Here is a 20,249-nt window from a genome sequence, read left to right as displayed (position 1 = left end):
GCGCATGCGGATGGAGGGTGGCGGCTATCGACGCGATCATTTACGCGCCTTGGCTCGGCGGGTGGAGGTCGGAGCCAAGGAAGTCCGCATCATCGGATCGAAAGGAGACCTGCCCAGAACGCTGGCTACCGTCTCAGGAGGGAAAACAGCTACGCTCGGCGTGCCCAGTTTGGGACTGAAATGGCGGAAGAGGTGGGATTCGAACCCACGGTGGGCTTGCACCCACGGCGGTTTTCAAGACCGCTGCCTTAAACCACTCGGCCACCCTTCCAAACGCTTGTCAGCTCTTGGATTTTCATCTCGCATGCCGCTGGATGGACGCAACGCGAACCGATGTGCTGACCTTCCACAATGGCGGCTTGCTTTATGGCGTTCTGGAGGGCGGCGTCAACCGCCTTCCAACTCCGTGAAAGCGCGTGACGGGCTCCCCTGAATTCCTGCCGCGCCAGTTACGCTGGCGGACGATCGACCCCGGCAACGCGCGCCATGAACATTCTGCGAAATGTTGTCATGCGACGCGCCAGCCGCAGGTCGCAGCCGGCCGACGGACGAGGCGCATGGGACAGACTTGGTTGTTGTGGTAATTCCGTCGAGAGGGTGGAACGAACCGAATGGCACGTCATGTCCAATGTCTGGAACCGCATATTTGGCCGTCGGCAGCGCGCCAAACACATTGAGCCAAACCTGAAGGCCTTCGAGCGTAAGGTTCGTTCTCAGTTCGGAGAGGACGGCATCATAGAAAAGCTCGCCTCGTGTTTGAGCGTCACGAAAGGAACCTTTTTCGAGTTTGGCATCGGGCCGGCGTGGAACACGCCCCCCCGAGTCCGGCCTCGAAGGTAACTTCGTTCTCTTGCGCGAACAGGGATGGTCGGGTGTCTTCCTGGATGGAAATGATCACCCGGCGCATTTGGGCGTTTCGCGTGAGTTCATCACCCCGCTGAATATCAACCATTTATATCAGAAATACGCTTTGCCGGACGACCTCGATTTTATGTCCATCGATATAGATGGTCAGGAGCTGTGGGTGTGGCTCTCGCTAATCCCGCGGCCGAAGGTTCTGATCATCGAATACAATGGAAGCATTCCCGCCGACCAATCTGTAACCATCCCATTCGATGTACATCATGTCTGGGACAAGACGCGCTATCATGGCGCATCGCTGCTGGCACTCGACAAGATAGCCAAGGCGAAATTTTACACCTTGGTGTTTGCAAATGGCGTCAACGCCTTCTTCGTGCGCGACGACCTCGTGTCAAACAAGAATGATTTCCGCTACGAGAACCTGTTTGTCCCCTTTGCGGGCCATGCGGAAGACCCGCACAATCGACCCTGGGTCCACATCTGACGGCAGGCGGGAGATCGACCGGTATAGGGTTGGCTGATCGCGCGACCATCCGTTGCAGCGCCAGAAAAATCTGGCGCAAACTGCCACGACCCGGGCCGGTCAAGCATTACTGATTCAGAATGGAGATTTACGCAAGCCATTGAATTGAATGGCGGGAGTGACGGGGCTCGAACCCGCGACCTCCGGCGTGACAGGCCGGACGAACAACCGAGAAATCAGCAGCGCGTGACATTTTCAACGGGCGCAGCGTGTGCGAAAAAAGCGGAAAGTGTCACGTCCCTTCGGCCCTTATGCCGCCCTAGCCCTGCGTCCATATCCGCGGCGTGTTGGGCGGGATGATCGTCAGGCCGATGCGCTTGCCGCCGCATTGCGTGCAGCGGAGCTTCGGCACCAGGTCATCGCGTAGCGCCCCATGGTCCCGGCCGAGCTTGGCGGCCAACGCCTCCAGATCGAGCCGCGCGCCGTGCCAACACTCGGTGCATGTAGCCCGGATGCCGTAGCCGTTATCGAGGCACTCGCCCAAGGTGCCGTTCATCGATCGTGATTCCATGGCCGGATCATAGCGCCATAAACGCAAAAAGAGCCCCGCCACCCGTGAGGGCAGCGGGGCGCAGTGCCGTGTTCAAGTGTTCGTCAGGTCGACGGATCGGCGAACAGCGGCAGCCCGTCGTCGTAGAAGTAGCGGATGCGCGTTTCCGGGTCGGGGTGAGCCCCGATGATGATGGTCCCGCGCGCCTTCCGCATTTCGCCCCGGCGCTGGATCGTCGTGTCGGGGTAGAGTTCCGCCAAGGCGCGCTCGATCTCCTCAATTGCGGAGTCGATGCGCTCGTGGGGCGTCAGGATGCGCACGCCGAGGGTGGCCGCGCCGGCTGACGCAGACAGGGCGACCGCCTGACCGAGGAAGCCCCGGCGGGTCGGCGTGTTGTCCGTCTCCATTAGACCGCCTCCCGCTCGGCAGCGGCGCCACCGGCGAGAACCGGAAGACGCGGCGTGGAGACGACAGCGGCAGAGCCGGCAGGCGGGAGCGCCGATGCCTTGATCAACATCAGCGCGATGGTCGCCGCGTCTTCGGGGCGGCGGCGTGGTGCGGGGTGCTGGTTCATCAGACCCGAGCCTCCCCGCCCTTGGCCGGGATCACGAACAGGTTGCCCTGTCCGCGCTGCCGGGCGTTGTGGTCGGCGACGAGCGCCGCGCCGGACTCCTTCATGTAGAGGGACGCGAAGTCGCGCTGGAACAGCCATACGCCCGAATGCGGGCAGCGGCGGCACGGCGCAGGATAGCCGGCGAGAAGCGCCCGGTTCTTGAGCTCGTGCCCGACCTTGCGGTTCAGGCCCCGGCGCCCCTTCTGGATCGCCTTCGCCTCCTCCAGCAGCTCGCGCACGCTGACATATTCCAGCGCCGCCACCCGCGCGTTGACGCTCACCAGCAGGTTGTCGATCCGGCCTTCGAGCGCCGTGACCTTGCGGGCCAACATCCGCGAGATGCCGTCGTCACGGCGGATCATCTCCAGAACTTCGGGCGCCAGACTCGCCGTCCCGCCGAGGTGCCCACGGCGCCACGCGACGAAAGCGCGGATCAGCATGGCACGCACAGCGGCGGCGTTCGGCGCGCTCGAGAGAGTGGCCACGAGAAGCGCCTGCTCCTCTGTCAGCCAGTACTCGGTGAACTCCTGCCCGCGCGACTCGCCGTGCCGCACGGCGAGTGGACCGAAGCCTTCGATCTCTTGCCGATTGCGGGCGATGAGTTCGCGGATGACGCGGGGGCGCGCGAGCCCGAGCCGCTTGCCAATGTCCAGATCTCGGGCGCGCGGCTCGTTCTCGATTTCCGTAATGGAGATGTTGCGCTGATCGACGTTCAGGGCGATATCATTGGTCGTCATTCTCGGTGTCCTTAGCACTGAGGTTGATGATGTCGCCGCCCTGCAAGGCGGCGGTGTTCTGAGCGACGACGGGGGTGTCTGCCTGCAAGCTGGCCCCCGTCGTCGCCGCCGCGCCGTAAGCGCGCTTCAACTGGAAGATAATTTCCGCGTTCATGTTGCGCTCGCTTTCAGCGGCGCGCGCCTTCACGACGTCTCGAAGCCACTCGGGTAAGCGGAGCATAAAGCCCGCGTTGTTAGTTCTACGCTCTGCCATTTCGCCTCCTATCCAACGGGTATGATTTAAACATACCCAGAGGATAGGGTTGCGTCAACGACAAAACGCATCCATTGGATAGGAATGGCAGACGACAGCAGCCGCGCATGGAAAGACCAATATATGCTGCGCTTCCCGGACGGGATGCGCGACCGCCTCAAGAAAGAGGCGGCCGAAAACGGCCGGTCGCTCAATGCGGAGATTATCTTTCGCCTGCAAACCACGTTGGAGATGGACGACTACTTGCCGGTAGAGGGTGCCCATCCCGATGAGCCCTATCCCTACGAGGACAACGTTGCCCTGCTCCTGAAGGACATGGACGAGCGCTATCAGCGGATCCTTGAAGAGGTCCGGGCGATCAACGATCGCTATGAGGCCGATCTCAGAGCCCGCCTATCCAAGGCCGGCGCCGCTCCCCACGAGACCCCTCCCAGCGACAACCTGCCATCCTTCATTCGTACCGACCCGAGCGAGCCTGAGAAAGCCCGCGGGAACGTTCGTCGCCGCTTCGGCCACGGCTTCCTGCATACCCCCCCGAAGCCCAAGTCCGGCGATCCAGACTGACACGAACGCTTCACCTCGCGTGCCAGCCGGGCAATGTCAGAACTCGTTGATCGGCTCGGGCGAGAGTTCCCAGTCATCCCCCTCATAGGCTCGCATGCGCACTCGGAGCATTTCCCGTTGCGCGAAGCGGATGAACTCCTCCCAGTCCTCCAGCGTGCCGATTCCGTCGATGGATCCGAAGCGGATCAGCAGCCGGCCGGTCGGCGCGTCGTAGGCGGCGCGGTCACTTTTGCTCGACGCGCTCAAGTCGATCTTCCAATTTGTCGACTGTGGTGCGCATCGTCTGGAGCTGTTCATCCGCTCGGATTGATCGCTCCATCAGCGTCGTCATCGTCGTGATCTGCGCTTCGACGACGCCCATGCGGGCATTCAGTGTCGCATAGCCGGCGATCATCGTCGCCAAGACGGACCCCATGGTGATGACGTGCCCGAGGTTGATTGTCGGGTCGAATCTTGGGGCGCGGCTTTCAGTCGGGCGCGGCATGTCAGTCATCAACGCCACCCGCACACTTCGCGGCCGACCGCGTTGTTAGCCTTCACCTGACGTATCGTCTCAGGGGTGTCGCTTGCCGACCACCTGACGGGCTGGAGCACGAAGCAGACAGCGCTACCCGTCTTTCCGCCGCCACCCGTCGTCGTCGAGCAAGCTGCCGTCGCCAGCGTCGCGGTCAGAGCGAGCGCGAGCCTCAGCCCCGCGCTTGAGGATATCATCTGCACGGGCTTGCTCCTTGTCCTTGGCGCGCTGGAGGGCGCCGGCAGCCCCTTTGTTACGGCCGGCGATATAGGCGATGAAGGCGGCGCCGATGGTGATCAGCGCGGCCTTGAACAGAGATGGGAGACGGCCCCAAAGCGGGAGCCAGAGTTGGTAGGTGGCAGCGAGAGCAACGACAGCCGCGACCACCCACGCCCACCAGGGGATGAGGTCGAGAAGCCAGTTCATCGCGTGGCCTTGCGGATCACGAGGAAGGCGATGACGCCGACCGCGACCACGAGGCAGATGCCGACCGCGATCTGAATAGCCGGGCTCCCCGTCGCGAGGGCCGCCGCACCGCTGAGAAGGCCGCCAGCGGCCGTTATCGTCTCAGGCTTCGTCAGATCCTTGATCGGGTTCCCCGGCGCCGCCTCAACCGTGTTGGACGCCACGAACGAACCCTTCGCCCATAGGCCGGCCTCAGCGGCGCGGCGGTTGGTCAGGCCCTTCATGACCTTGCCGTCGTTCTTGTTCCAGCGGGCGAGCTCCGCCGGCACCGCATCATAGTTGCCGGCGTTCAGCTTCTTCAGGAGCGAGGAGTTGGCGAACGCCTTGTTTCCCACGTTGAACGCGAAGCTGACCAGCGCGCCGAACTGGTTGTCCGTGAGGTGCACCTTGACCAGCCGTTCGACGGCATCGGCTACCTCGTTCAAATCGTGCTCTAGCGCTGCATCGGCCTGCGCCTGCGTGATCGTCATCCCCTTCCTCACTTTCAGGAAGGAATCGGACGTGTGGCCATAGCCGATAGTCCACGGCTCGCCGTTCACCGAACCGGGATCGGGATAGGCGAAAAGCTTGCAGCCCTCGAAGCGCTTCACATGCGCGACGATTTCCGGCGTGACGGTACGCGCCATGTGATGTTCTCCAGATTGTCAGGAAGGATCAGGCCGCGTGCTCAATAGGCCCGCAGCGGAAGCGGCGCACGATCACCGAGGGGTGCGCGACCGCCCATTCGTTCGCGGCGCCGAAGCACTCGACGGGAAGCCGCGCCTCGGTCGGGATGCGCTCGACCCGGTAGGCATCAGGGCGCGCGGCGAGGCACACCCAAAGCATGAGCGTCGTGGGGCGACTATAACCTCCGGACGTGGAAGAACGTCGAACCGTCAGCGACCAAATCCAGCGCCCCGCCGGAAGTCTGTAGGACGCCAACCGTAAGGTAATCGCTGGGAGAAACGGCTATGGTTGTGGTGATAACCTGCTTGTGCTGGTAAACGGCCCCCGCCGACGACTCAAGGCTGGACGGCTGTCCCGCTAGCGTAGCGCCATTTTTCAGAACCCGGATCTGGCGTACGCCAGTCGCATTGGCAGCCCACACCGCGCCAGCGGTAATCTCGACCAGTGTTCCAGCAGGCCAGTTCGACGGGATCGTGATCCGAGATGGGGCGCCGACCACCCACATGTCGAAGGTGTCCGAATCTTGGAAGCTCCAATCAACAATCTGTTCAGTACCGCTTGTTGTGATGGACAGGTTGGCTGAGAGCCTCATTAGGGTGCCACCATCCGCCCCACCGGCGAAATAGTCGCGGCTCTCCGTAATCACGCGAGTAAGGCCGTACATTACGGGGGAAACTGTGCGGATCGTGAATTGGTGGCTCTGGGAGGCGGGCGTGACTTGATATGGAGTAAACCCGCTTCCAATGTCCGACTTTATGTCAGCGGCATTACCGAATGACCACCCGGGGACGACGACGCCTTTAAGGCCCGTTTGCGCCCCGGATTTAGAGAACACCAGTTCCGGGAACTCGTGGTTATTGGCGTAGTTGTTGCCAGTATGCACGGGGTCCGAACCAATACTTACACCAACGGCGTTATCCGCCGCCAAGTGAATGGAGATATGGCCCCAAACTTCATGGTCGCACGCCCCAAAAATATCGATCGCTGTTTCCGAAACACCCCAGAAGGTGAGATTGTCGTAGACATTCTTCGACAGCACACATTCTGGAATGTTCGCACTATTTGCCGGCCCACCCCCCGTTGGGGTGCTGCCGTACTTGCCAAAAAGGTCTAGGCCCTTTGTGCATCCGATAACCATCCAGTCGCGGAATGTATTCCAGACAGTGTTATGCGTTGTCATTGGGCTTACGGTTTCGTCCCCGTCAGTTATCAAGGCGCCCCGTACCTGCAATATTTTCCCCGCAGAAAATCCGTCGAAGCGCAGCTTGCTAAAGTCGTTCCAAACAGCCGACGTCAAACCCAGCACAACGGCATCTGAATGCCCAGACGCGGCAGAGATAGTCGCTCCTGTTAACCCGGCATGGGCTAGAGCAGTCCCAGGCGTTTGCGCATAGGGGGTGTCCGTTTCGACAACCAGCTTTGTGAGCCCCGCCCCCATACCCCGAATTGGGTAATAACTGCGGGGGATAATGGTGCTGCCAATCGTATGCAGTCCACTCGACGGGAGGATAATAGGGTAGGTTACGCCGCGATCCCGCCCCTCGTTTATCGCTAGATTGATTGCTACGGCGATGTCGTCTCCGTCCCGATAACCAAAGTTATAGACCGACAGGCCGTGGTCGCTCAGTCGCTTGCCTGCACTTTCTTCGGGGTAAGGGAGACGGGGGTTGTACGCCAACAACGCCGCCCCCTTCTCCGAATCGGAGGTGGATGCGAGGTCGGAGCGGATGGCAGCAACCCGGTCAGCGCTGCCCTGGATGGTGTCGTCAGACTTCTTGACCCACGACCCGGAGCCGAGTGCCCCTGCCTTACGGTAAATGCCCGACGCAACACCGTCGTCATCAACCACGCCCATCGTGCCGTCGGGATGAGCAAGATCGGCCTCAAGCTCGGAAAGGGTGTCATAATAGACGCCCGGATTGACAATCGCCTGGAAGGCGTCGTCGCGAGCCTCAAGAGCAGCGTCGCGGGCGTCCTCGGCGCCCCCTCGCGCGTCCTCGGCACCTGCCTGCGCCGCTTCGGCGCCGCCACGCGCAGCCTCTGCGCCGGCTTTTGCAATGAGCGCCGCATCGCGGGCATCAACCGCGGCCTCGGTTGCATCGGGGGGAGATACGACCAGGTCCCAATCGGCACTAACGCCTGGCACGCCAGACGTGTCCCGAAGAGCCAACCAGGTAGACCCGTCCTTCTCGACAAGGGACCGGCGTCGGTAGGTGCCTGCCACCCACGCGCCGCGCCAATCACCGATCGCCGGCCCGGCCGGCCCTTGCTTCACAACCTCGATCACCGTCGGGCGGATGGGTGTCGCGTCAGTCATTGTTGAGGCCCCCGATGCCGGAGATAGAGCCGCGCGCCCAGACGACCTGTTCGCCGAAGGCGTCGGTCTGCTCGAGCTCGTATTCGGCTTTGATGATGAGACGGGATTGGGCGGGCGTGTACGCCCAGGTGATCGTGGTGAAGTCGCCGCTGGTTTTGATGCCGTCGCGGACGACCGAGACGCCAGTCTCGACAGCCATGCCAAGGCTACCGTCCTCGGTGGAGAGCAGGAACGTCTCTCCACCTGATCGCTGCACCTTCATCTCGAAGATCGAGCCGGTGAAATCGTAGGGCAGCTTGAAGACAATAGGCGGCTGACTCGCGCCTCGGTCGAGGGCGAAGTTGATGGTCGCGGCCATGGAGGGCTCCGGACATGAAAAAACCCGCCGAAGAGGCGGGCGCAGAGGGACGCTATGGCGGCGTGGATCAGCTCAGGGTGCCGTAATAGGGGCTGACCACCGACACATGCGCATCGCCTGAGAGGTAGGCCTGGTTGATGCCGTTCGGAGTGCCCATGGAACCGACCATCGAGGTGATGTTCCGCGCCCGGTAGAACCCGCCGAGGCTGATGGCGGCCGCGTTGAAGCTCGGGCCGTTGAACGTCACGTTCTCAATGTCGAGATCGAGTGTCTGCGGGTCGGTAAGCAGACCGATCGTGCCTGTGCCAATCGTGGTCTTGAGGTTCAACCCGCTGATGCGCCCGTTGAAGAGCGCACCGGAGGTTTCGAACCCTCGGAAGCTGAACTGCTGCGCCGTGACATCGGAGATGACGAAGTCCGACAGGGCACAATACGGGAAGGTTCCCGCCACTTCCGGCGGGCCGGGATCATAGGGCGTGGAAGCACCCGAGGGGCGCGGAGCGCCGATCAGGATCACCGCACGGCGGCCGCCAAGGGCGTTGATGCCGCGGGCGGTCCAGCGCGAAAGACTCTGGGTCGCGGCGTGGACGGCAAGGAGGCCGTCGGCATTGGCAGCGGACGTATTGCCTCTCACGCCCACGATATCGATGACGCTGCACGGCGCATAATGGTCAGACTTGATCGTCAGACCAGCCTGGCCGTACTCATAGGCCCTCGTGTTGGTTACGGTGCAGTTCTGGCCCTTGACCACGGTCCCGAAGAGACCGCGATAGGTCGCCATTCCCTCGACATCGGCGACTTGGATGCCCTCGATGAGGATGCCATGGGTGGGCGAAGTATTGTCCTTGCACAGGCCAAAGAGGTTCCGGGCCCGGATGTTTTTCCGGATCGTGCCGGCCGTGAAATTATCCACAGCACGAACGTTGATCGCGTCCGTAGCCGCCGCCGCCCCGAGCACACCCGCGCCAGCATCGGCCCCGAAGTCATCCAGTACAAGATTGTCGCCGTCGATAGCGAAGCGACCAAGCCAGCGGCTGCCGCCGAGGAGCCAACTGCCGTCCGCTGAGACCTGTGGCACGCCGGAGCCTCTGACATAGATGTCGCTGCGGGTAATTCCGCCCGGAGGCGCCCGAAAAGACGCAGCCGGGATTTCCAGCGCTCCCCCAAGACGGACGCGATCGAAGGCTCGCAGGATCTTCGCGTCGTCCGTGGGGTCGTTCCCGCCATTGACCCCGAAAGCGGCAAGGTCGTACCGGGGGCCGATGACCTCCCATTTCTTGCCGTCCGTCGACTGGAGATCGTAATCGCTGCTGGCCGTCAGCCGATAGAGCGCGTCGACCGGGAATTCCGGCAGCGTCTTCGCGAAGATGCGCAGGATGTTGACCGAGCTCGGGACCGATGCCGCCTGGGCATCCGGCTGAGTGATGAAGGTCTTTACCCCCGGCGCGTCGAGGCTTTCCTCGATCACCTCTACCCTCTCGGGGAGCCCAGCGGACTCAAGGGATGTCAGTCGCGCATCGAAGGCGCTCACATCAGGCGACCACACGGTCAGGCCGGTGATGTCGGTGATCTCGATCACTTCGATGTCGGTCGACGGCCCGACGCCGAACGCGCTGACATAAGGGCGGAAGAACCGAGCACCGGCCGGCGCCACGAACTGGACGGCGGCGTCTGCCGCGACGCCCAGCGTAGCCGTCACCTCGGTTCGATTGTCGGCTGTGACGAGGTCGTTGAGGTCGGTGACGACCGTTCCGCTGATCACGGCATAGCCGGCATTGTACCAGCCAATGGCGATGCGCACGGTGTCATTCGCGGGATCAGGGCTGTTTGCGCGGCGCTGCACCACCCAGCGCACGCGGTACATCCGGCCAGGCTCAAGCGCCCAGTAGCGCCGCGGCGAGCGCACGCCGCTGCCATTGATCCGGATGACACGCCCGTTGGTGTCGAGCACGTCGGCGGAGAGGCCTGGCAAGTCCTCCGGCAGGCCGCCGGCATTCGTATCCGTCCAGAGAAACGGCGCATCGCCCGGTCTCTCGGGGGAGGCCACCTGTGCGCGCACCGAGTTGTTGGCGACGTCGACAAGCTGGTTCGTCGTGCTTCGCACAGCGCCATGCGAAGTGCTGCCCGGCAGGGGGGAAATGGCCATATTGTCCTCGGAGATCAGAGCGCTTCGACGAGCGTGATGGTCGGGGTTGCGAAGCGGCCAAGATCGAGATCGAGGTCGCCGCCCTGCATGTCGCCAATCACGCAGAGACACCGAAGGTCGCTAAAACTCACAGGCTGCGAGGCCGCTACGGCCGCACGCAGCGGGGGAAGGATGCGCAGCGAGATTCCATCGCCGAAGTCTTCATCCGGCCACGCCTCGGCGTCGGACCATCCTTCGCCATCCTCCCAGTCGCCGCCTTCATCCACCTGAATATCCAAGATCCGGTAGAGGCGGCCGGAGATCGAGAAATGCAGTCCCGGCTCAACCGTCGCGCCGGCCGGGTCGACTGCGATGACGGTTGCACCCTTGCTTGCCGCTGCGGTCACTGTGGCGGAATCGCTGCTTCCGACGGCGCGCCACATGTCAAACACCTTCGCAGACACGTCCTCTCCGGCGCGGAGGCGGGCCAACAAGGCGCGCCACGCCAGGGCTTGAGCCCGTGTGTGAACGGGGACCTCGTAAGTGATCTCCCATCGGCCAACGCCTGCGAAAACACGCTGCTCTGTACCGGCGATCGACCGTCCGCCGGAAAGCACGAAGCTGCGCAACTCATGCGACATCGACCGCGGCTTAAGGGCCTCGGGCCATTGAATGGTCATCGATGCTCCTTGTCAGGCAGTCGATATGAAGGAGCTCGCGGTCCACGCCCCGACCTGCCCCGAATTGATCCCGCCGTAGCCGGTGTGCGCGGCCTGGACCTCGTAGTCAGTGGCGCCATCGACGTAGTCGGACTTGAACGACCAATCGCCGTCGTGGCCCATGTTGATCCAGTCCGTCGCCCCAACGATCCGGTATCGGCCCGCGGTGCCCCAAGGGGTGCCGACAAGCGGGTCAACGTGCCCGAGTATGCGGATACCGCCGACGGTGGAGATGCTCAACGCTAGCCCGGTCGGCGTCGGCGGCGTGACGGTGATCGCGGCGTCGGTGGGCGCAACAGGCTCCGTACCTTCTTCCGCTGTCGTCCACGCGTAGGCATCGGACGACAGAGAGGCGAGCGTCAGCGTACCGCCGGAGAAGTCGCCCTGAAGCTCAAACTTCTCGACGAAGAAATCCTCGTCGATTTCGAGCTCCGGGAGCGTGACGTGCACGGTGCGCTCACCCAACGCGTCGAGCGCCTTTGCATCGACCTGCAGTTCAAGGCGATGCCGCGGGTTGCTCTTGTGGCTGAATATCTTCCCCAGCCGCCGGGCCTGCGTGTAGCTCGGCACCTGAGTGAGCGTCAGGTCCTGCTGGAGAACGCCCACCTCCGCCTGGCTCGCCAGGTCCTCCCAAGGGTCGCATTCGAACGGCTGGTAGTCGGCGGCGCGGAACGTGAAGGTCAGCTTCAGACGGTTGAACGCTGCGAGCCGATCATTGCCTTGGACATAGTGGAAGGCCCGGATGTGCTCCGGGCCGATCGTCACCGTCGGAGCAGTCCATTTCCCGCCGCGAATGCCGACCTTGCCGTCCGGCGTCGGGTAAAGCTCGGCGTCGCAGCTCTGGAGTAGCTGCCGCAGGACTTCCCGCGGCTCCGTCACCATGTCGTAGGTGAATGCCACGCGGTATCGGGGCTCCGTCCCGCCGGCCGCAAGCGCCACCGCCTCATCACACACATTGGCGAAGGCGGAGAACGTCGTGTCGTCGATCAACGCCGAGCTGATGTTGAAACCGCGCGAGTGCGTGAGGTAGTCGCGGATGCAGAGCGCCGCATTCTCGCTGAACGCCGTCACGGCTGTGCGCGGGTCGTAGACCTTCGATGTGCGGGCAACGACGCGGACGGCGGGGGAGCCGTTGGGATAGGTCTTGGAGAACTTGTCCTCGGCGACGGCAGATAGCCACACCACGGAATAGGCTAGGCCGCGCAGCCGGTGATCAGCGGTCCACGCCGGGAACGTGCCGGTCAGAAGAGACGATGCCGGCTGGCTGTCGGTCCCGAGGAAACTCTCGAAACGAATGAACCCAGTCCATGGGGCCGTGCTGACGACGCCAGATACAGGGGCGGCGTTCTTGTCGTTCAGCCACCACTCCTCGATGGCATCCCACGGCCCTTCGCCATGGATGACGATCTCGTAGAGGTTGCCGGCATAGGTCTGGATGAACGCAAAGGCGCCGCTCACCTTGACGCGGCCATAGGAACGCGTCCGCGCCGGAAGGGACTGCTTTACGGTCAGCTGCCGCGGATCGCCCTTGGGCTTGTCCGGAGTGAGCAGCACCGACAGTCCAACGGAGATTGCAGTGGTTGCGGCATAGGCCAGGACGTTGGCAACGGCAAATGTGGTAGTGGCAATGCCAGCACCAGCGCCAGAAAGCGCGATAGGCCCGACTGCGGGCAGAACGGCCGCAAAAAGTGGGACAAAAACAGGGGGCAATTCAAACCGTCCATGCTTTGACGAGCGCATACGGGGCGACGACAACGCCGCGCTCAGACTTTCCGGCCCAACCCGTATAGGTCCGCACCGCCAGTGAGGCGCCCAGCGGCGTCAGCACCACGCCGACGTCCCCGATCTGCGGATACACGGTTTCAACTAGCCCAGCATCGGCCATGGCGCGGCTGACCACGTCCACGAAATCGCCGCCCTTGCGGACGTGACGCATAGCGCCGCGCGCAGTCTTGTACCGGCCGCGCCAGGGGGCGCTCGGATCGACGCCACGGCGGGCCAGCACCCACGAACAGGCCCATATGCAGCAGTCGCACACGCCCCACTCGAAACGGCGCGTAGCGCCATCTCTGAGGAATTCAGCAAGCTTCATGTATTGGCCTATTTGGCGGGCTTCCGGCCTATGTCGCGGTCGGTATCAGTAAATCGGCCACTCGATGGTCTTCGACTGCATCGAAGGCATGAATTCTAGGCCTCGGTCGCCGGGGAATAGCGTCTTCTGATCGCGGTCAGAGAGGTAAGCGAACGGCGGAATGGCGCGGCGCGTAAACAACCACTCGACGCTTACCTCGATGGTTCTGGTATCGACACCAGAGCCGTTGATGCTCATTTGGTCCATGGATCCGACGAACAGCGCGTAGGGGCTATCGAGGTTCTGGAAATTGCTGTCCTTGAACTGCACATAGATCGCGACGCCGCGGCCCTTCACCTCATCCGAGGAGTTCAGCGCCTTCGGTACGAGCGCAGGGTCTACACCGGACAATGTCAGGGTCACGATCGGCGCGGTTCCGTTGGCCGGGACCTCGATCGCCGATATGGAGCCGAGCTTGCCAAGCGCCTGCCAGGTCTGCCCAGCCGACACCACTTCCCAGTCGGACAGGCACAGCCTTATCGGCCCCGACGTGAAGTCGAGATAGACAAGGATGACCGCCCACACCGACCGCCCTTCGGCAGCGGCGCGCGCGGTCTCTGAGAGATAGCCCATCAGCGCGTATCCAACCTGCGGCTTTGCGTCTGGATGTTCGGCAGGAGCCGCTTGTCATAGGCGGCCAATGCCTGCTGCACGCCTTGCGCCGTCGCAGCCTGGGCAATCTGCGCAATCGTCTTGTCGCCGTTGGCCCCCTTCAGGTCGATCGAGACGCTGATCGGGCCGGGGGCGGAGGCGCTCGCGCCGGCCATGCGCTGGAACATCGGCGCGCGCGACACCGGCGCGACATAGCCGCCGCTGGCATAGCCCTTCGCGCTGCGGTGCATCGCCTCAAGATTGCCGACGCCGATCCGATCCGTCGCGCGCTTCGAGAAGACATACTCGCCGCCATGCACGACGCCAGCCGCGCGAGACGCCGGCCCGCGCCCGGTGTAGCCGCCGGAGGCAAAGCCGAGCCCGAACATCTTGAACAGGCCGCCGAAGATGCCGCCGATGCCGCCCCCAGAGGAACCCACCCCGCCGGCGCTGAACAGAGCATCGACCAGCTCGTCCTCGACCTTGCTCACGATCTTGTCGAGCACATTCAGGGCCGCGTTTCCGAACGACTGCCAGAGACCCTCGCCATTCACGAGCCCCTGACGCAGGTCGGACAGGAACCCGCTTGTGGCGTCCTTGGCGAGGTCCATTGCCTCCTTTGCCTTCCGGGTCGTCGTCTCCACCCGCGCCATCTCGGCAGCCTTGCCGGCCAGCTCGGCGCGCTGCTGGGCAGAGAGCGTGATGTCGGCGCGGTCGGCCTGGTTGAGCAGGTCCTGCTCGTAGCGCAGGCGGGCGGCAGCCTCCTCCGTGAGTCCGAGCGAAGCCTGCTCTGCTTGCAGGGAGGCGATGCGCCGATCCGCCCAGCCGATCACGTCGGCATACTTCTCGGCTGCGGTCTTGCCGCCCTTCTTGTCCTTCTCATCGACCTTGGTCAGCTCGGCGGCGAGTTCCTTCAGCTTCGTCACGCCGGCAGCGGCGCCGGTGGCGATCGAACTGCCGATGCCGCCGAGGTAGTCGGTCGACATGGCCGACTGTATGGCGGCGTTCCGCCCAGCGATTGCGCCCTCGATCTGCCCTGCGAGCGGGTTGGCGACCTGCCCCATGCTCACATTGCCGAGCCGGCCGAGTTGAACGCCGCCAGGGAGTTTCGCCAGAGCCGAATTGGCATTGTCGACCAGTTGATTGATCAGTCCGATGGCGCGGTTGATCATGCCCTCGACCGTCGAGATGACCGCGTTCGACGCGCCGATGACGCTGTTTCCGATCAGCGCCGGGAAGTTGCTCCAGACGAACTTGATGTCCTGAAAGGCCGCCACGAAGGCGCCGATAACGAGGTTCGCGCCCGTCTTCGCGTAGCTGTAGATGTCGACGCCGAGGATTTTCGCGAGGTCGTCCCGGAAGGCATAGGCCGCCGTCAGCGCGATCGCGGCGCCTGCCACGATGGCCGTGAACGGATTCGCCAGCGCGAAGGCCGCCGTGAGCGTCGCAGCCGAAGCCGCCAGCCGCAAGATGCCCATTGTGACGGCGCTGATGCCTGAGAGGATCGTTGGCGCGTAGAGCAGCGCCAGCGCCGCCGCAGCGCCGGCCGCATAGGGCGCGATCGTGGGCAGGACAGAGGCGAGGCCACGCAGCGCCGCGGCGCCGACCTTCGCCCAATCGACCATCTGGATGCCGGCGGCGACAAGGCTGACGATGGCGATGGTCAACAGGCTCGCGGGCGACAGGACCGACACAAGGGCCTGCCCAAGCGCCTGAACCGATAGCCCTGCGGCGGCAAGCTGGGTGCCCTGCTGTAGGCCGACCTGCAAGGCGCTCATGCCCATGGCTGCCGACACCGCCACGTCCTGGAACTGGGCGGCGATGTTCGCGACGTTGTGGGCACCGGCACGATAGGTGTTGTCGTTCGCCGCCGCCCCTGCCGCCCGCATTGCGGCCGCCGCACGGTTCGCAGCGTTCGCCTGTCCGTTCAGGGCCGCCTCGGCGGCATCAGCGGCACTGACGACCCGCTTGCCAGCGTTAGCATAGGACGACGACATGCCATCCGCAGCCGCCTCCGCCCGGCCGGCGGCATTGGTCAGCCTGTCGAGCGACTTCGCACCCTTCTCAACCGGCGCGCTGTCGATCTCCAGCCCAAGCGTAGCGACGTCAGCCATTGCGCGACCTGTTTCGTTCCATCTGGGCGGATTGCTCTGCGGTTATGGCCGCAACGAATGCCGTATCCATCGCTCGGAGAATGGCGATTTCCTCGCGACTGACGATCTCGCCCATCAGGCGCGACCATGCCGCAATGTCGGAAAGGCTTAGAGGGTTCGGCCCGGAGAAGCCGTGGGATCGTGCGGACGACAGATCCCAGAACCAGCCGAGGATGTGCTCAGCACCGTCCGGGATCTCGATGTCGGGGTTCTTCTCCCCCTCGTCGAACCGGATATTGCGCTGGCGCCGCGTCTCGCCCTTCTCGTCCGGTGTGTCGTACCGGACGGTGAGCGAGACCACCTCGGCTAGCCGTTCTCCGAGCTCGTGAAAAAAGCCGTTTCGTCGCCGAGCGCGGTATCGATCTGCTTCGCGATCCAGGCGATGGACAGCAGCTTGGCCTTGTTCGCGGCCGTGAGAGCCGGGTTCTTCTCGCCGCCGAGGGTTGCCTCTCCGGTCCACGACCAGCCGACGATGGCGGCCGAGAGGATGGACACGGTGTTCTCGTCGATCTTCTCGGCGGTAACGGCGTTCCTACCGGAGCGCAGTGCCTTGTTCTTGATCTGGCGCTCGACCGCCTTGACCTCGTCGCTCTCCATGGAAACGCAATCCACGGATAGGCCGATGGGCTTGCCGGTGGCCGGGTGCTTGATGTCGACGGTGATCGTGTTCGGCTTGATGGACAGCAGATCCATGATCGTCAGTCCAGCGCCGGATCAACGATGACGTCGCGCTGGTTCATCGCCAGCGTGAACTCCTCGAGCACGAAGTCCTCGACGCCGCCGCCTGGCCGGCGCGGGCCGTTCACCAAGCCGCAGTTGTAGATGATCGTGTTCGAGTAGAGCGCCGACGGGGCATCATCGAGCTCCAGCTTGAAGGCGTAGTCGTGACCGGTAAGCGCCGCGGCGCGAAGCGCGACCTGACCGGCATCGTCGAACAGGCGGGCCAGCTGCACCGACCAGTCGCCGCCGTTGGTGACGCCCTTGCCCTTCTGCGTCACATCGGTGTCGAGGGTGTCATAGGACACGACGTTGGTATCGGTGCCCATATCGCTGACCTGCCCGACCTTCTTGACCTGGACATAGGTCAGCGCGGCGAACGCGGTAGCATCGAGAGGGAGCGCGGTCTGGGCCGTCGAACAGATGAACAGCTTCGCGCCGGCAAAGGTGTCGGGCTTCGCAACCATGGTGATGATCTCCGAGGGTCAGATGAAGGTTTGCCAGCGCACCGTCACCGGCGTGCGCAGGTAAGCGCCATCCCGATAGGTCTGGGCGACGGACGGCTTTTCGTAGACGCGGACAGCGAAGGTGCCGGCGAACAGCCTCGTGCCCTTCGAGAAGTGGTCGACAACGGCCCCCGCGATCTCCATCGCGAAGGGCGAGCCGCGCTTGATCGGCGACATCACGGACACCTGGAGAAGGCCCAGATGCCGCGTCTCGTCATCGTTGGCGAGGAACAGGTTGCCGTTCGCGTTGCGGATCAGCCGGGCCTCAAGCCATCGGCCATCCGACGGCGGCGAGAACTCGGTGTCGGGGAAGTCGACAGGCCATGCCGGCGAGGGCGTGAGCGTGGCGAGATGCCCGAACAGCAGGTCTTGAATGATCGCTTCCGGCGCCGTCGACATGCGTTTATCCTGTGCGAATGCCGCAGCGGCCGCTAACCGACAACGAAGCCCATGAACTGCTTGTGAAGGCCGCCGACCTGATCTCGACGGGATCGGGCGAGACCGCGCGCGCCGAGACGGCCCTACGCGCCGCCGAGAAGATGCTGTGCCTGCTTCAGATCGGCCTGTTGGCGGCGGCAGAGGCCAGCGAGCCGCCTCCTACTTCACAGCCGCCTTCGCCTCGGCAACGGCGGCGTTGACGATCTGCGGCCAGTTCTGGGCTGCCAGCCGCACCATGCCGACGCCGGCGCGCCCGTTGGCGCCGTATTCGACGAACGCGGCATAGTCAGCCGTGAAGGCCAGATAGATCGGCTTGCCGAGCGGGATGCCCTGTACGACGAGATTGATCGGGCCGGTGTCGAACCCATAGCTGTTCGGCCCCGCCGACGATGGAGGCCGATTCCCCGCGCGCAGCACCGGCATCATCTCGCCCGATGCCTGGAACGAATGGCGAAGGAACCCGGTGTCGACCGGCGATCGGTCAATGACCTCATCCGCCACCTTCTCCGCCGCCTTGTGCAGCACGGCGGTCATTCGGCGCTTGGACTTCTTCGTCCATGCGTCGACCTGGGCGGCGAAGGAGAGCGCCATCAGCGCAGGCCCTTGAAATAGTTCAGCCTCACGACCTCACGGCAGCGGCACAGCACATCGTGGTCGTGCGGCGCGTGCATCGACGGCCCGGAAGGCGTCTGGAAAGGCTCCCGCCACCCACGGCCTTCCTTGTTCAGGCCGGGGATCATCCGGTGCGTCGGGCGGACGCGGGTATCGTCCATCGTCCGCCAGAACTTCGTGATCTGCTCGACGGTGATCTGTCGCCGCGTGATCGCTTGCTCATAGGCTTCAACCTGTGCAGCGCCCAGCGCACGGATCGTCTCGTTCCGCGCGATGGTCTCGGCGCGGTAGCGAAGCGACTTGTTCCTATATGCGCTCACCATCTTGGCGCGCATATCGGCAGGGATCGGCTCGCCATCGCGGATTGCCTTAGCGACGGTGCGGTCGAAGCGCTTGTCGCGCAGGCCACGCTCTAACGCCTTGCGGAGCTGCGCCGGGTCGCCGCTGGCAAGCTCGGCGGCATAGGAGCGTCCCCACGCTGCCTGGGTCGATGTGAGGCCGATGACGCCACCCTCACGCGTGCCCGTCGCGCGAGAGATGCGCCCAACGAGGTCGAGAGCAGTCGACCGAGGATTTTGACCAGCGCTAAGGCCAGCAATAAGGTGAGCGCGTATCGAAGCCTGCTGATCACCCACGATCTCCGTAACCAGCATCGACGACCGCTCGACAATCCACCTCTCGGCGCTCGGGTTGCGGATATCGAACAGCACCTTGATCACGGCGCCGTCGAGCGCGCGAGCCGCGGGTATCTGCCCGATGAAGGACTTTCCGCCCTGCCCATAGGTCTCAGCAATCCGGTTCGTCAGCTCGACGAAGTCGTTCGGATCGAGCCCGACGATGCGCAAGGCGCCGTCGATGTCGCGCAACTCCAAGCGCTCAATGAGCGCCTGAAGCGAAACCTTGTTGCCGATCGACCGGATGGCCTCCAGGAAGGCGTCTCGGATGCGCGGCTCCCAGAGCTCCGTCAGCACGTCGAACGGGTCGCGGTTCGGCGCCATCAGGTCGCTGCCCTCAGAACCCACGTCGCGAGAGCCGGGTCGCTGGACACTGCCGGCTGCCCAGCGCCTTCCGTGGCCACGGTGAACGTCTCGCCCCGGATCGTGATGCGGTCGCCGGGAGCCGGCGTCACGGAGAGCGTGGCCGCGAGGATCAGCACCTTCCGCTCGCCGGCCAGCACGAGGCCGCCGGATCGGTAGGAGGCGCCCCATTCCTCATGGATCGCCTTGCAGGGATAGGAGGTCGTTGTCGGCTCGCCTGGCGTCCAAGCATTCGGGCCGGCGGAGGGCGCATCGCGCGACAGCGTCGCATCGAAGAAGATCGGCGCCAGCGCCTTGCCGAGGATCTTGGCAAGGCCACCGTCGAGCATCTTGACCATCACGCCCTCACAGCCCGGCCTGAGTATGGGCTGTAAGCCGTCAGCAACCCCACCAGCACATTATCGATGGCGCTGAACTTGGTGCCGACCGACGCGCTGGCACCGAACTCGACCTCGACGCTGCCAGCCTTCAGCCTCCGTACATCGCCGCCACGTTCTAGATCTGGAGAGAGCAGGCCCGGCTCAGCCCTCTCCCGAATCGCCGCCTCGCAGCAGGCGTCAACGATCTCCTGCGGGACCTCGTCGCTTTCGATGTAGTCAGGCGGGCACTGCTTGTCGTGCGCATCGACCCGCGGCCATTCCAGCGCCTGCTTGCGGCCATTGGTCCGGCGCCCGGTGAACCGGCTGCGATAGGTCGCATCGATCCAGGTCGTCGCGCGCCGCAAGGCCTGCTCCGCCGCGTATTCAGGCTCCGGATCGAACGCCCAGCCATGCGCCAGAGCATAGGCAGCGCAGTCGGACACCGAGACATAGCTCTCAGCATCCGCCTTGCCGGTGCCGTCCTCGACGATCAAGGCCAT

The 20,249-nt window shown here is 63.9% G+C and carries 28 protein-coding genes and 1 tRNA gene; 2 read left to right on the top strand and 27 right to left on the bottom strand.

All coding sequences use genetic code 11. From position 1 onward, the window contains the following. Positions 1–181 precede the first annotated feature (181 nt). Positions 182–271 (bottom strand) — tRNA-Ser (locus tag ACO2RV_RS17245). 579 nt (positions 272–850) lie between these two features. Here ACO2RV_RS17245 and ACO2RV_RS17240 point away from each other — a divergent pair. Further along, positions 851–1,345, top strand: coding sequence for a hypothetical protein (locus tag ACO2RV_RS17240; protein ID WP_423295182.1), 495 nt, complete (start codon positions 851–853; stop codon positions 1,343–1,345). A gap of 298 nt (positions 1,346–1,643) precedes the next feature. Here ACO2RV_RS17240 and ACO2RV_RS17235 read toward each other — a convergent pair whose 3' ends face one another. From ACO2RV_RS17235 to ACO2RV_RS17215, 5 genes are all read right to left on the bottom strand, one after another. Further along, positions 1,644–1,880 (bottom strand): hypothetical protein, encoded by a 237-nt coding sequence (locus tag ACO2RV_RS17235; RefSeq protein ID WP_423295181.1) that lies wholly within the window; start codon positions 1,878–1,880, stop codon positions 1,644–1,646. Positions 1,881–1,978: 98 nt separating this feature from the next. Further along, positions 1,979–2,281 (bottom strand): hypothetical protein, encoded by a 303-nt coding sequence (locus ACO2RV_RS17230; protein ID WP_423295179.1) that lies wholly within the window; start codon positions 2,279–2,281, stop codon positions 1,979–1,981. Next, positions 2,281–2,448 (bottom strand): hypothetical protein, encoded by a 168-nt coding sequence (locus tag ACO2RV_RS17225; protein ID WP_423295177.1) that lies wholly within the window; start codon positions 2,446–2,448, stop codon positions 2,281–2,283. Before ACO2RV_RS17225 ends, ACO2RV_RS17230 begins: the two co-directional genes overlap by 1 nt. Continuing rightward, the gene (locus ACO2RV_RS17220; RefSeq protein ID WP_423295175.1) at positions 2,448–3,224 is read right to left on the bottom strand and encodes a hypothetical protein; all 777 of its coding nucleotides are present in this window, start codon (positions 3,222–3,224) and stop codon (positions 2,448–2,450) included. Before ACO2RV_RS17220 ends, ACO2RV_RS17225 begins: the two co-directional genes overlap by 1 nt. Continuing rightward, entirely contained in the window at positions 3,211–3,444 is a 234-nt protein-coding gene (locus tag ACO2RV_RS17215) for an Arc family DNA-binding protein (RefSeq protein ID WP_423295188.1), read from the bottom strand. Before ACO2RV_RS17215 ends, ACO2RV_RS17220 begins: the two co-directional genes overlap by 14 nt. Positions 3,445–3,561: 117 nt before the next feature. Between ACO2RV_RS17215 and ACO2RV_RS17210 the strand changes: the two genes are divergently transcribed. Next, positions 3,562–4,041 carry an Arc family DNA-binding protein gene (locus ACO2RV_RS17210; RefSeq protein ID WP_423295173.1) on the top strand — a complete coding sequence of 160 codons (480 nt, stop codon included), beginning with the start codon at positions 3,562–3,564 and terminating at the stop codon, positions 4,039–4,041. Between the two features lie 36 nt (positions 4,042–4,077). Here ACO2RV_RS17210 and ACO2RV_RS17205 read toward each other — a convergent pair whose 3' ends face one another. From ACO2RV_RS17205 to ACO2RV_RS17105, 21 genes are all read right to left on the bottom strand, one after another. Then, positions 4,078–4,287: a hypothetical protein gene (locus ACO2RV_RS17205; RefSeq protein WP_423295171.1), complete on the bottom strand. Its 210-nt coding sequence runs from the start codon at positions 4,285–4,287 to the stop codon at positions 4,078–4,080. Next, positions 4,265–4,534: a hypothetical protein gene (locus ACO2RV_RS17200; RefSeq protein WP_423295168.1), complete on the bottom strand. Its 270-nt coding sequence runs from the start codon at positions 4,532–4,534 to the stop codon at positions 4,265–4,267. Before ACO2RV_RS17200 ends, ACO2RV_RS17205 begins: the two co-directional genes overlap by 23 nt. Before the next feature lie 114 nt (positions 4,535–4,648). Continuing rightward, positions 4,649–4,981 (bottom strand): hypothetical protein, encoded by a 333-nt coding sequence (locus ACO2RV_RS17195; RefSeq protein WP_423295166.1) that lies wholly within the window; start codon positions 4,979–4,981, stop codon positions 4,649–4,651. Continuing rightward, positions 4,978–5,646, bottom strand: coding sequence for a lysozyme (locus tag ACO2RV_RS17190; protein ID WP_423295164.1), 669 nt, complete (start codon positions 5,644–5,646; stop codon positions 4,978–4,980). The genes ACO2RV_RS17195 and ACO2RV_RS17190 overlap by 4 nt, the downstream gene beginning before the upstream one ends. A 28-nt stretch (positions 5,647–5,674) precedes the next feature. Continuing rightward, positions 5,675–5,845: a hypothetical protein gene (locus ACO2RV_RS17185; protein ID WP_423295162.1), complete on the bottom strand. Its 171-nt coding sequence runs from the start codon at positions 5,843–5,845 to the stop codon at positions 5,675–5,677. Positions 5,846–5,861: 16 nt separating this feature from the next. Then, a complete protein-coding gene (locus ACO2RV_RS17180) occupies positions 5,862–8,003 on the bottom strand; it encodes a hypothetical protein (protein ID WP_423295160.1) in 2,142 nt (713 codons plus the stop codon). After that, positions 7,996–8,361, bottom strand: coding sequence for a hypothetical protein (locus tag ACO2RV_RS17175; RefSeq protein ID WP_423295158.1), 366 nt, complete (start codon positions 8,359–8,361; stop codon positions 7,996–7,998). Before ACO2RV_RS17175 ends, ACO2RV_RS17180 begins: the two co-directional genes overlap by 8 nt. A gap of 67 nt (positions 8,362–8,428) precedes the next feature. Then, a complete protein-coding gene (locus ACO2RV_RS17170) occupies positions 8,429–10,507 on the bottom strand; it encodes a hypothetical protein (protein WP_423295156.1) in 2,079 nt (692 codons plus the stop codon). Between the two features lie 14 nt (positions 10,508–10,521). Continuing rightward, positions 10,522–11,166, bottom strand: a complete 645-nt coding sequence (locus ACO2RV_RS17165) for a hypothetical protein (protein ID WP_423295154.1) — start codon at positions 11,164–11,166, stop codon at positions 10,522–10,524. Between the two features lie 12 nt (positions 11,167–11,178). Then, positions 11,179–12,759, bottom strand: a complete 1,581-nt coding sequence (locus ACO2RV_RS17160) for a hypothetical protein (RefSeq protein WP_423295152.1) — start codon at positions 12,757–12,759, stop codon at positions 11,179–11,181. 157 nt (positions 12,760–12,916) lie between these two features. Further along, complete coding sequence (locus ACO2RV_RS17155; RefSeq protein WP_423295150.1) at positions 12,917–13,297, bottom strand: DUF6950 family protein; 381 nt, start codon at positions 13,295–13,297, stop codon at positions 12,917–12,919. Between the two features lie 45 nt (positions 13,298–13,342). After that, positions 13,343–13,909 carry a hypothetical protein gene (locus ACO2RV_RS17150; protein ID WP_423295148.1) on the bottom strand — a complete coding sequence of 189 codons (567 nt, stop codon included), beginning with the start codon at positions 13,907–13,909 and terminating at the stop codon, positions 13,343–13,345. Next, entirely contained in the window at positions 13,909–16,041 is a 2,133-nt protein-coding gene (locus ACO2RV_RS17145) for a phage tail tape-measure protein (protein ID WP_423295146.1), read from the bottom strand. The genes ACO2RV_RS17150 and ACO2RV_RS17145 overlap by 1 nt, the downstream gene beginning before the upstream one ends. Continuing rightward, positions 16,034–16,381, bottom strand: a complete 348-nt coding sequence (locus tag ACO2RV_RS17140; protein WP_423295144.1) for a phage tail assembly chaperone — start codon at positions 16,379–16,381, stop codon at positions 16,034–16,036. The genes ACO2RV_RS17145 and ACO2RV_RS17140 overlap by 8 nt, the downstream gene beginning before the upstream one ends. A 5-nt stretch (positions 16,382–16,386) precedes the next feature. Continuing rightward, a complete protein-coding gene (locus ACO2RV_RS17135) occupies positions 16,387–16,773 on the bottom strand; it encodes a hypothetical protein (protein WP_423295142.1) in 387 nt (128 codons plus the stop codon). A 5-nt stretch (positions 16,774–16,778) separates the two neighbouring features. Then, a complete protein-coding gene (locus ACO2RV_RS17130; RefSeq protein WP_423295140.1) occupies positions 16,779–17,264 on the bottom strand; it encodes a hypothetical protein in 486 nt (161 codons plus the stop codon). A gap of 18 nt (positions 17,265–17,282) precedes the next feature. Continuing rightward, entirely contained in the window at positions 17,283–17,702 is a 420-nt protein-coding gene (locus ACO2RV_RS17125) for a phage tail terminator-like protein (protein WP_423295138.1), read from the bottom strand. 198 nt (positions 17,703–17,900) lie between these two features. Continuing rightward, positions 17,901–18,332, bottom strand: coding sequence for an HK97 gp10 family phage protein (locus tag ACO2RV_RS17120; protein WP_423295136.1), 432 nt, complete (start codon positions 18,330–18,332; stop codon positions 17,901–17,903). Next, complete coding sequence (locus ACO2RV_RS17115; protein WP_423295133.1) at positions 18,332–19,351, bottom strand: phage minor head protein; 1,020 nt, start codon at positions 19,349–19,351, stop codon at positions 18,332–18,334. Before ACO2RV_RS17115 ends, ACO2RV_RS17120 begins: the two co-directional genes overlap by 1 nt. Then, positions 19,351–19,728 (bottom strand): head-tail joining protein, encoded by a 378-nt coding sequence (locus tag ACO2RV_RS17110; RefSeq protein WP_423295131.1) that lies wholly within the window; start codon positions 19,726–19,728, stop codon positions 19,351–19,353. Before ACO2RV_RS17110 ends, ACO2RV_RS17115 begins: the two co-directional genes overlap by 1 nt. Beyond that, a complete protein-coding gene (locus ACO2RV_RS17105; protein WP_423295129.1) occupies positions 19,728–20,249 on the bottom strand; it encodes a DnaT-like ssDNA-binding protein in 522 nt (173 codons plus the stop codon). Before ACO2RV_RS17105 ends, ACO2RV_RS17110 begins: the two co-directional genes overlap by 1 nt.

Origin of the sequence: Ancylobacter sp. VNQ12 (assembly GCF_049445835.1) — a bacterium.
Taxonomy (GTDB): Bacteria; Pseudomonadota; Alphaproteobacteria; order Rhizobiales; family Xanthobacteraceae; genus Ancylobacter.
Note: the sequence above shows the minus strand (reverse complement) of the source record. Positions and strands in the feature narration are given on the sequence as shown.

Coding starts and splice junctions, on each gene's coding strand:
- ACO2RV_RS17145 (WP_423295146.1), bottom strand. CDS start 16,041: ATGGCTGACGTCGCTACGCTTGGGCTGGAGATCGACAGCGCGCCGGTT.
- ACO2RV_RS17155 (WP_423295150.1), bottom strand. CDS start 13,297: ATGAAGCTTGCTGAATTCCTCAGAGATGGCGCTACGCGCCGTTTCGAG.
- ACO2RV_RS17105 (WP_423295129.1), bottom strand. CDS start 20,249: ATGGCCTTGATCGTCGAGGACGGCACCGGCAAGGCGGATGCTGAGAGC.
- ACO2RV_RS17125 (WP_423295138.1), bottom strand. CDS start 17,702: ATGTCGACGGCGCCGGAAGCGATCATTCAAGACCTGCTGTTCGGGCAT.
- ACO2RV_RS17185 (WP_423295162.1), bottom strand. CDS start 5,845: ATGCTTTGGGTGTGCCTCGCCGCGCGCCCTGATGCCTACCGGGTCGAG.
- ACO2RV_RS17200 (WP_423295168.1), bottom strand. CDS start 4,534: ATGACTGACATGCCGCGCCCGACTGAAAGCCGCGCCCCAAGATTCGAC.
- ACO2RV_RS17235 (WP_423295181.1), bottom strand. CDS start 1,880: ATGAACGGCACCTTGGGCGAGTGCCTCGATAACGGCTACGGCATCCGG.
- ACO2RV_RS17180 (WP_423295160.1), bottom strand. CDS start 8,003: ATGACTGACGCGACACCCATCCGCCCGACGGTGATCGAGGTTGTGAAG.
- ACO2RV_RS17130 (WP_423295140.1), bottom strand. CDS start 17,264: ATGGTTGCGAAGCCCGACACCTTTGCCGGCGCGAAGCTGTTCATCTGT.
- ACO2RV_RS17195 (WP_423295166.1), bottom strand. CDS start 4,981: ATGAACTGGCTTCTCGACCTCATCCCCTGGTGGGCGTGGGTGGTCGCG.
- ACO2RV_RS17110 (WP_423295131.1), bottom strand. CDS start 19,728: ATGGTCAAGATGCTCGACGGTGGCCTTGCCAAGATCCTCGGCAAGGCG.
- ACO2RV_RS17150 (WP_423295148.1), bottom strand. CDS start 13,909: ATGGGCTATCTCTCAGAGACCGCGCGCGCCGCTGCCGAAGGGCGGTCG.
- ACO2RV_RS17225 (WP_423295177.1), bottom strand. CDS start 2,448: ATGAACCAGCACCCCGCACCACGCCGCCGCCCCGAAGACGCGGCGACC.
- ACO2RV_RS17175 (WP_423295158.1), bottom strand. CDS start 8,361: ATGGCCGCGACCATCAACTTCGCCCTCGACCGAGGCGCGAGTCAGCCG.
- ACO2RV_RS17190 (WP_423295164.1), bottom strand. CDS start 5,646: ATGGCGCGTACCGTCACGCCGGAAATCGTCGCGCATGTGAAGCGCTTC.
- ACO2RV_RS17120 (WP_423295136.1), bottom strand. CDS start 18,332: ATGGCGCTCTCCTTCGCCGCCCAGGTCGACGCATGGACGAAGAAGTCC.
- ACO2RV_RS17220 (WP_423295175.1), bottom strand. CDS start 3,224: ATGACGACCAATGATATCGCCCTGAACGTCGATCAGCGCAACATCTCC.
- ACO2RV_RS17215 (WP_423295188.1), bottom strand. CDS start 3,444: ATGCTCCGCTTACCCGAGTGGCTTCGAGACGTCGTGAAGGCGCGCGCC.
- ACO2RV_RS17230 (WP_423295179.1), bottom strand. CDS start 2,281: ATGGAGACGGACAACACGCCGACCCGCCGGGGCTTCCTCGGTCAGGCG.
- ACO2RV_RS17165 (WP_423295154.1), bottom strand. CDS start 11,166: ATGACCATTCAATGGCCCGAGGCCCTTAAGCCGCGGTCGATGTCGCAT.
- ACO2RV_RS17115 (WP_423295133.1), bottom strand. CDS start 19,351: ATGGCGCCGAACCGCGACCCGTTCGACGTGCTGACGGAGCTCTGGGAG.
- ACO2RV_RS17170 (WP_423295156.1), bottom strand. CDS start 10,507: ATGGCCATTTCCCCCCTGCCGGGCAGCACTTCGCATGGCGCTGTGCGA.
- ACO2RV_RS17135 (WP_423295142.1), bottom strand. CDS start 16,773: ATGGATCTGCTGTCCATCAAGCCGAACACGATCACCGTCGACATCAAG.
- ACO2RV_RS17210 (WP_423295173.1), top strand. CDS start 3,562: ATGGCAGACGACAGCAGCCGCGCATGGAAAGACCAATATATGCTGCGC.